Origin of the sequence: Xanthomonas cannabis pv. cannabis, from assembly GCF_000802365.1 — a bacterium.
In the GTDB taxonomy this organism is placed as follows: Bacteria; Pseudomonadota; Gammaproteobacteria; order Xanthomonadales; family Xanthomonadaceae; genus Xanthomonas; species Xanthomonas cannabis.
In genome coordinates this window covers 1-7,112 of sequence record NZ_JSZE01000152.1, presented here as the reverse complement: position 1 = coordinate 7,112, position 7,112 = coordinate 1, and the positions used below count along the sequence as shown (strand labels likewise).

Annotated in this window: 7 protein-coding genes; 3 read left to right on the top strand and 4 right to left on the bottom strand. The window is 66.7% G+C overall.

Features of this window, described 5'->3' with window-relative positions; translation table 11 throughout:
• Nucleotides 1–39 precede the first annotated feature (39 nt).
• The 3 genes from OZ10_RS18720 to OZ10_RS18710 all read left to right on the top strand — a co-directional run bounded on the left by OZ10_RS18720 (nucleotide 40) and on the right by OZ10_RS18710 (nucleotide 2,696).
• Nucleotides 40–816, top strand: coding sequence for an NAD kinase (locus OZ10_RS18720; protein WP_039412455.1), 777 nt, complete (start codon nucleotides 40–42; stop codon nucleotides 814–816).
• Nucleotides 817–996: 180 nt separating this feature from the next.
• Complete coding sequence (locus tag OZ10_RS18715; RefSeq protein WP_039412456.1) at nucleotides 997–1,962, top strand: 5'-nucleotidase; 966 nt, start codon at nucleotides 997–999, stop codon at nucleotides 1,960–1,962.
• Nucleotides 1,959–2,696, top strand: a complete 738-nt coding sequence (locus OZ10_RS18710) for a spermine/spermidine synthase domain-containing protein (RefSeq protein WP_039412457.1) — start codon at nucleotides 1,959–1,961, stop codon at nucleotides 2,694–2,696. Before OZ10_RS18715 ends, OZ10_RS18710 begins: the two co-directional genes overlap by 4 nt.
• Nucleotides 2,697–2,834: 138 nt before the next feature.
• Here the strand turns inward: OZ10_RS18710 and OZ10_RS18705 are convergent, their stop codons facing one another.
• The 4 genes from OZ10_RS18705 to OZ10_RS18690 all read right to left on the bottom strand — a co-directional run.
• On the bottom strand, nucleotides 2,835–3,401 hold the full coding sequence (locus tag OZ10_RS18705; RefSeq protein ID WP_039412458.1) for a DUF2939 domain-containing protein: 567 nt from the start codon (nucleotides 3,399–3,401) through the stop codon (nucleotides 2,835–2,837).
• Nucleotides 3,402–3,513: 112 nt separating this feature from the next.
• Nucleotides 3,514–4,200 (bottom strand): DUF2461 domain-containing protein, encoded by a 687-nt coding sequence (locus OZ10_RS18700; RefSeq protein WP_039412460.1) that lies wholly within the window; start codon nucleotides 4,198–4,200, stop codon nucleotides 3,514–3,516.
• Nucleotides 4,197–5,642: an exodeoxyribonuclease I gene (gene sbcB, locus OZ10_RS18695; RefSeq protein WP_039566500.1), complete on the bottom strand. Its 1,446-nt coding sequence runs from the start codon at nucleotides 5,640–5,642 to the stop codon at nucleotides 4,197–4,199. The genes OZ10_RS18700 and sbcB overlap by 4 nt, the downstream gene beginning before the upstream one ends.
• Nucleotides 5,643–5,951: 309 nt before the next feature.
• Nucleotides 5,952–7,112, bottom strand: a 1,161-nt coding sequence (locus OZ10_RS18690; RefSeq protein WP_039566498.1) for an FAD-dependent oxidoreductase, incomplete at its 5' end; no start/stop codon positions are given.

Sequence of the window (7,112 nt, the reverse complement as noted above, 5' to 3'; positions counted from 1 at the left end):
GGGCTGCGGTATGCTGATTCGCATGCTTTGGAGTCGACAATGACCGCACCACCCCGCATCGCCTTTCTGGCCAGCCCCACCGAGCCCGCGGCCAACGCGCGCGCGCGCCTGGTGCAGCGCTATGGCGATCATCCGCTGGAGACGGCCGATGTCGTCTGCGCCCTGGGCGGCGACGGCTTCATGCTGCAGACACTGCATCGCCACGGTGCCGCCGACAAGCCGGTGTTCGGCATGAAGCTGGGGTCGGTCGGGTTCCTGATGAACCAGTATCGCGACGATGAAGACGACTTGCTGGCCCGTCTGCAACGTGCCGAGCCGGCGCATCTGCGGCCGCTGGAAATGCTGGTGCAGACCGAATCCGGCAGCAGCGCCGGGTCGCTGGCGTACAACGAAGTCTCGCTGTTGCGGCAGACCCGCCAGGCCGCGCATCTCAGCGTGGATCTGAACGGCCAGACCCGCATCGCCGAGCTGATCGGCGACGGGGTGATGGTGGCCACACCGGCCGGCAGCACCGCCTACAACTATTCGGCACATGGGCCGATCCTGCCGCTGGGCTCGCATACGCTGGCACTGACGCCGATCGCGCCGTACCGCCCGCGCCGCTGGCGCGGCGCCATCCTCAAGGCCGATACCGAAGTGCGTTTTCGCGTGCTCGATCCGTACAAGCGCCCGGTCAGCGTCACCGCCGATTCGCACGAGATCCGCGACGTGGTGGAAGTGACCATCCGCGAATCCACCGAGCGCCGGGTCACGTTGCTGTTCGATCCGGAACACAACCTGGAAGAGCGCATCTTCAGCGAGCAGTTTGCGGTGTGAGGGGCGGGGATTGGGCATTGGGGATTCGGGATTGGCAACGACGGGAGCCGCGCACGCTGGCCGCCTGCGAGCACGTCGACGCGTTACGATGCGGCTCGCGCCATCGTGTTCCTGATCTCAAATCCGCACGCGCTGCTGCTCACCAATCCCGATTCCCGAATCCCGAATCCCGGCACCCAAATGGCTGACAACTCCCCCAGGCTCCTGACCGTCGCGGTGACCTCGCGCGCGCTGTTCGATCTTGAAGAAGGGCATGCCCTGTTCGAGGCCAGCGGGGTGGAGGCGTATTCGGCGTTCCAGCGCGAGCACGAAGACGACATCCTGCAACCGGGCGTGGCGTTCCCCGTGGTGCGCAAGCTGCTGGCGCTCAATCACGATGTGCCCGAGGAGACCCCGCGGGTGGAAGTGATCCTGTTGTCGCGCAACTCCGCCGATACCGGTTTGCGCATCTTCAACTCGATCCAGCACTACAACCTGGGCATCGTACGCGCCACCTTCACCTCCGGCGAGCCGACCTGGCCGTATGTGAAGCCGTTCGGCACCGATCTGTTCCTGTCGGCCAATCCGGAATCGGTGCGGCGCGCGCTCACCCATGGCATCGCCGCAGCGACCATCATGCCGCGTGCGCCGGGCGAGCGTGCCGAGGCGGCTGCGGCCATCGTGGACAACGACGAGAGCCGCCTGTCCACCCAGCTGCGTATCGCCTTCGATGGCGATGCGGTGATCTTTGGCGACGAGAGCGAGCGCATTTCCCGCGAGCAGGGTGTCGAGGCATTCGGGCGGCACGAGCGCGAGCGTGCCCGCGAGCCGCTATCGGTGGGGCCTTTCCGTAATTTTCTCTCCGCGCTGCACACGTTGCAGGCGGCGTTTCCGGCCGGCGAGTCGTCGCCGATCCGCACCGCGCTGGTCACCGCGCGCTCTGCACCGGCGCATGAGCGGGTGATCCGCACGCTGCGCGAATGGGGCGTGCGGCTGGACGAGGCGCTGTTTCTGGGCGGGCGGCACAAGGGGCCGTTCCTGGAAGCCTTCGGTGCAGACATCTTCTTCGATGACTCGCAACACAACATCGATAGCGCACGCCAGCATCAGCACGTGGCAGCCGGCCATGTGCCGCACGGCGTGGCCAACGATCCGCCGGGCATATGAGTGAGCCGCCGCCCGGACGCGCTGCGCTGCGCCGTCGCTGGCGCACCCTGGAGCTGTGCTTCGACGAGCAGACGGTCCAGACACGCATGTCGCGCTGGGCGCCGCATCGGTTGATGCTGCCGTATACGCGCAGCATGTTGGCGGCGTTGTGGCTGCAGCCGCGGCCCGAGCGCATCGGCGTGATCGGTGTGGGCGGCGGTGCGCAGGTCAAGTTCTGCCATCGGTATCTGCGCAACACACGCGTGGAGGCGGTGGAAGCCGATGCGCAGGTGCTGGCGCTGCGCGATGCGTTCGCGCTGCCGCGCGACGATGCGCGGCTGGAGATCAGCCTGGGCGATGGCGCGCAGTGGATCGGCCCGCGTGCCGGTCGCTATGACCTGTTGCTGCTGGATGCCTACGACACCGACGGGATTCCGCCGGCCTTGTGCACGCCGGCGTTCTACGCGCAGTGCCGCGCGGCATTGACCCCTGACGGCGTGCTGGCGTTCAACCTGTACGACGTGCCCATCGCCGGGCACCTGGCACAGCTGCGTTCGCTATTCGACGGTCTGGTGCTGGCGTTGCCCGAGCCGGACCTGCGCAATCAGGTGGTGTTTGCCTGGAACCGCCGACATACCCCGGCAACCCCGGAACAGGTCCTGGCGCCGTTGCCGTGGGCAGCACGCCGGCAGCTGCGACCTTCGATGCTGCGGCTGCAGGCGGCATGGACCGAGCGCGCCTGGCGGTTTGCGTAAGGCGTCACCCTGCGTGGTGCGCCAAGCGGGGATGGCGGCAGCCACGCGGCGCTCGCCCGCTGACTGTGCAGGCCATTGGTGCAGCGTGTCGACCAGCGCTTGCTCGCACGCCAGGTCGTCCGCATCCGTACGCAACGCCTACGGCGTGGGCGAATCGCCCTGGTCGCCGAGCGGCAGCTGGATGTCGGTCAGTCGCCAGCGCAGGCCCCGGCGGGTGAGCACGAACACCACCGGTGCGCCGGTGGCGGTGTACGTGGTGGCGGTGAAGCGGCGGGTGGATTCGAAGCGTTGCGTCGCGCCCTGCAGCGGGCGGGCAGGAGATGGCGCGGCATAGGTGTCGGCGCTGACGGTGTCGCCGATGACGCGGTTCCACACGCTGTGGCCCTGCAGCAGTGCACCAATGCCCAAGGGCGTGATCAAGGTATCCACGCCTGCGCCGCTGATGCCGCTGGCCAACCGCAGCGCAACACCGCCGAACAGGCTCGACTGCGCGCTGCTGCCGGCCTGGCGGATCAGGTAATCGTCCAGTTGCGCCTTGAGGTTGACGCGCAGGCTGGGGAAATCGACATGGCGATCCAGCTGCCCGGCATCGCGGTCGGCGACCGCCTGACTGATGCCGCGGATGGCCAGGTACGGCCCTGCCACCACATAACCGGCCAGCAAGGCGACGATCAGCAAGGGCAATAACCACCAGCGTTTTTTCATCGTTCGCATTCCGTTGCCAAGGGCGGTGGTGGTTGCCTGCACTTTGCGGCAAATGGCCGGCACGCACTGATCGACGGCAGCGCACCGCCCAGCGGTGGCACTGCATGCGCTGTCAAAATTCCAGATCCAGCGCGGCGCACAGGTAATCGACAAACGGCGCCAATGTCACCAGATCGGCCTCGATGGTCTGGCGCAGGCGCGGGCCGGTCATCAGCGCATCGTCCAGGTGGCGCAGATACGCCCAGTTGCGATGCTTGAGATCGTCGATGAACTCGAAATCGGCTGGAAAACCGCGCGGTGCACGCACCAGTTTTTCACTGTCGTCCAACGCAAACTTGCGACGCAGCTTGGGTGCGTATGCAGCGGCTTTCCAGCTGCCGGGGTTTTCGAAGATGAACTGGCGCAGCTTGCGTTGCGTGTCCGGCTCCGGGTGCCACAGCCCCGCGCCGACGAAACTCTCGCCCGGCTGCAGGTGGATGTAGAACGACGGCGCGGGAACCTGGCGGCGGCGCTCATGGAACAGGCGCGCGCCCTGCCAGTTCTTGTACGGCGATTTGTCGTTGGAAAAGCGCGCATCGCGATAGATGCGAAACAGCGAGCCGCCCTGGGTCTTGGGGTCGGCGCGATAGTGCTCGCTGACCTGCGCCAATGCCGGCTGCAGATCGGTGATCAGCTGCAGGAACGGCTGACGCACATGCGCTTCGTACTGGTGCCGATGGTCGTTGAACCAGGTCTTGTCGTTGTGGCGAGCCAGGGCACGCAGGAATTTGAAGCTGGCGTCGGAAAAGTAGGTGGTCATAGCGTGCGTTGGAGGTCCGAACCCCAGGCGGCGAGCTGGTCGAGTAGGGCTTGCTTGGTAGCATCGTCGGGGTGAGCGAGCCGTAAATCTGCAATCTGCGCGTCATACTGCTCCAGGGTGACTTCGCCCAACCCGCGGTCTTCCAGCAGGCGCTGGCGACGGTAGACGTTCCAGCGGTCGTGTTCTTCGGGCGACAAGGTCTGCGGCCAGTTGCGCGCACGGTAGCGGAACAGCAGTTCGACCAGGCGCGGATCGCGGAAACGCGCTTCCAGGGCGCCCAGCTCGTCTGGCGCACTGGCGCGGACCTGGGCCAGCAAGCGCTTGTCGCCCTCGGCCAGAAAACCGTCGTAGAGCGAGGCGTCGGCATCGTTGGCCGCTGCGGCAGCGGCGCGGTCGTTGCCGTAGACCTGGCGCACCTTTTCGGCGAGCGCGGGCCCCAGCTCGCGCAGCCGTGCGGCCTTGGCCATCACCACGTCGCGGTCCAGGCCCAGGCGCTGGAAGTCCGCCGCGCGCAGGTGCTGCCAGGACACCAGTGCCGGCGATTTGTTCAGATGCACCTCTTTCAGCGGAATGCGTTGCTCGCCCTCGGGCAGATCCGCGGCGCGGATATATAGCCGGTCGGCAATCTCGTCGGGGCTCAGGCGCAACAGCACCTCCGGGTCGCCGTCCAGGTCGAACACGATCACCCGGCTGTCGATGCGCGGATGCCGCGTCAGCGGCAATACTGCGGCGGCACACAGGCGCGAGGCCGGGTAGCGCTGCGACACATGCAGCACCGGCTCCATCGCAATCACGTCGAGCAGGGTGGCGGCAAAGCGCTTGTCGCGCAGGCGCAAGGCGTAGTCCCACAGCTTGGGCTGATGCTGCTGAAATTTGCGCGCCATGCCGATGGTGGCGTACACGTCGGACAGCGCTTCGTGCGCATCCCCTTCGCGCACGGCGTTCGCTTCGGCCAGATGCTCCAGCTTGAACGACGTGGCGCCATCTTCGCGCTGTGGCCAGGCGATGCCATCCGGGCGCAGTGCGTGCACTAGGCGCAGCACGTCCAGCAGATCCCACCGCGAATTGCCGCCGCGCCATTCCCGCTCATAGGGATCGTAGAAATTGCGGAACAGGCCACAGCGCACGAACTCGTCGTCGAAGCGGATCGAGTTGTAGCCCAGCGTGCAGGTCTGCGGCCGGCTCATCTGCTCGGCGATACGTGCAAATGCCTCGGCTTCGCTCACGCCCTCGCGCAACGCATGCTGCGGGGTGATGCCGGTGACCATGGTGGCGTACGGGGAGGGCAGCAGATCGTCGGCCGGTTGCACGAAGAAGCTGATCGGTTCTTCGATCACCCGCAGCTGCGCATCGGTGCGCACCGCCGCGAACTGCGCGATACGGGTGCGGCGCGGGTCCTGGCCGAAGGTTTCCAGGTCGTAGAAGAGAAAGCTGTCAGGCATGCGGGTGCAAGATCCAGATGCGCAGCGCACGGCGTATGCGCTGCCGGTGCCGCCTAGTATCCCCCATCGCAGCACCGGCACGCTGAGGCGCGGCTGTGCGGAGGGTTGGTGCGCGTGGATGGTGCGCGCGTGCAGTGGCCCGGTGCGCCGGCGATTTGCGTTGACTAACCGACCGGCACGCGCAGGGCAGTTGTAGCTGTCGCGCAGCCGCCGACTGCGACGCTAGAGAGATCAGCTAAGACCCGGGTGACGCCAGGGCATGGCCTGCAGCGCAGGCAGTGTTGCCGTGGGCCACTGCCGTCGCAGTCGTCAGTGCGCGCCCTCCAGTGGCTCCAGGCGCGCGTGCACGCTGGTTTCCAGCGCAGCCCAGTCGATGCGCGACAGATCGCTGTGACCGCGCGTGGCATCGACCAGGATCTCGCGCTGGATCTCGCTGCGCGCCAGTGCGATCGAGTAGCGCGTGCGCAGGAAGGTCACCATGGTGTAGTGCGGCACGAAGCGGGTGGGCCAGCGCGCCTGCAATTGCTGTTCGAGTTCGCGCTGCAGCAGGAACTGCGCATCGCCCACGCGGTCGCGCATCTCCAGATAGTTGTCCAGCGCCATTTGCTGGATTGCCGCGGCATCGTCGCGGCGTGCGGCCTCGAAGGCGGCAAATGCGCTGCCAATGTCGTCGTGCACGTCCATCTGTTCGGCCAGCGCCACGCAGTCTTCGAACGCACAGTTCATTCCCTGGCCGTGGAACGGCACCATCGCATGTGCGGCATCGCCGATCAGCAAGGCGCGGTTGTCCAGATGCCAGCGGTCCAGGGTCAGGGTGCCGAGTAGGCCGGGCGGATGTTCTTCCCAGTGCTCCTGGAGCTGCGGAATCAGCGGCAAGGCGTCCGGGAAGTCGCGCGCAAACAGCGCATGCGCTTCTTCCCCGGTGCGTGTGGTGGCAAAGCTGGGCTCGCCGGCGTTGGGCAAAAACAAGGTCACGGTGAAGGTGCCGCCGTCGTTGGGCAGCGCAATGCACATGTAGCGCCCGCGCGGCCAGATGTGCAGCGCGTTGCGCTCGATGCGGAAGCCGCCGCCGGGCAGCGGCGGGATTTCCAGCTCCTTGTAGGAGTGATCCAGGAACTCGATGCGCTCGCCCAGCGGCGATTTGCGCTGCATGGCCGCGCGCAGCGCCGAGCCGGCGCCATCGCTGCCGATCAGGCTCTGGAAGTGGATCTCGTGCGGCTGATCGTCGCGGTCGTCGATGAAGCGCGCGTAGCCGGCATCGAAATCGACCGTGTGCAGGCGACGGTAGAAGTGCACGGTGGCGCCGGCCTGTTCGGCCAGATCCAGCAAGGCCACGTTCAAGGCGGCGCGATGGATCGACCAGATCACTTCGCTGTCGTCGCGGCCATAGCGCTGCAGCTGCGGTTCCCCGTTGACCGGGTGCACCATGCGCCCGCGCATCATCACCGCCTTGGCCATCACCGCGTCTTC

Excerpts from the sequence above, each read along its gene's own strand:
- OZ10_RS18720 (WP_039412455.1), top strand. The coding sequence starts at position 40 with ATGACCGCACCACCCCGCATCGCCTTTCTGGCCAGCCCCACCGAGCCC.
- OZ10_RS18715 (WP_039412456.1), top strand. The coding sequence starts at position 997 with ATGGCTGACAACTCCCCCAGGCTCCTGACCGTCGCGGTGACCTCGCGC.
- OZ10_RS18710 (WP_039412457.1), top strand. The coding sequence starts at position 1,959 with ATGAGTGAGCCGCCGCCCGGACGCGCTGCGCTGCGCCGTCGCTGGCGC.
- OZ10_RS18705 (WP_039412458.1), bottom strand. The coding sequence starts at position 3,401 with ATGAAAAAACGCTGGTGGTTATTGCCCTTGCTGATCGTCGCCTTGCTG.
- OZ10_RS18700 (WP_039412460.1), bottom strand. The coding sequence starts at position 4,200 with ATGACCACCTACTTTTCCGACGCCAGCTTCAAATTCCTGCGTGCCCTG.
- sbcB (WP_039566500.1), bottom strand. The coding sequence starts at position 5,642 with ATGCCTGACAGCTTTCTCTTCTACGACCTGGAAACCTTCGGCCAGGAC.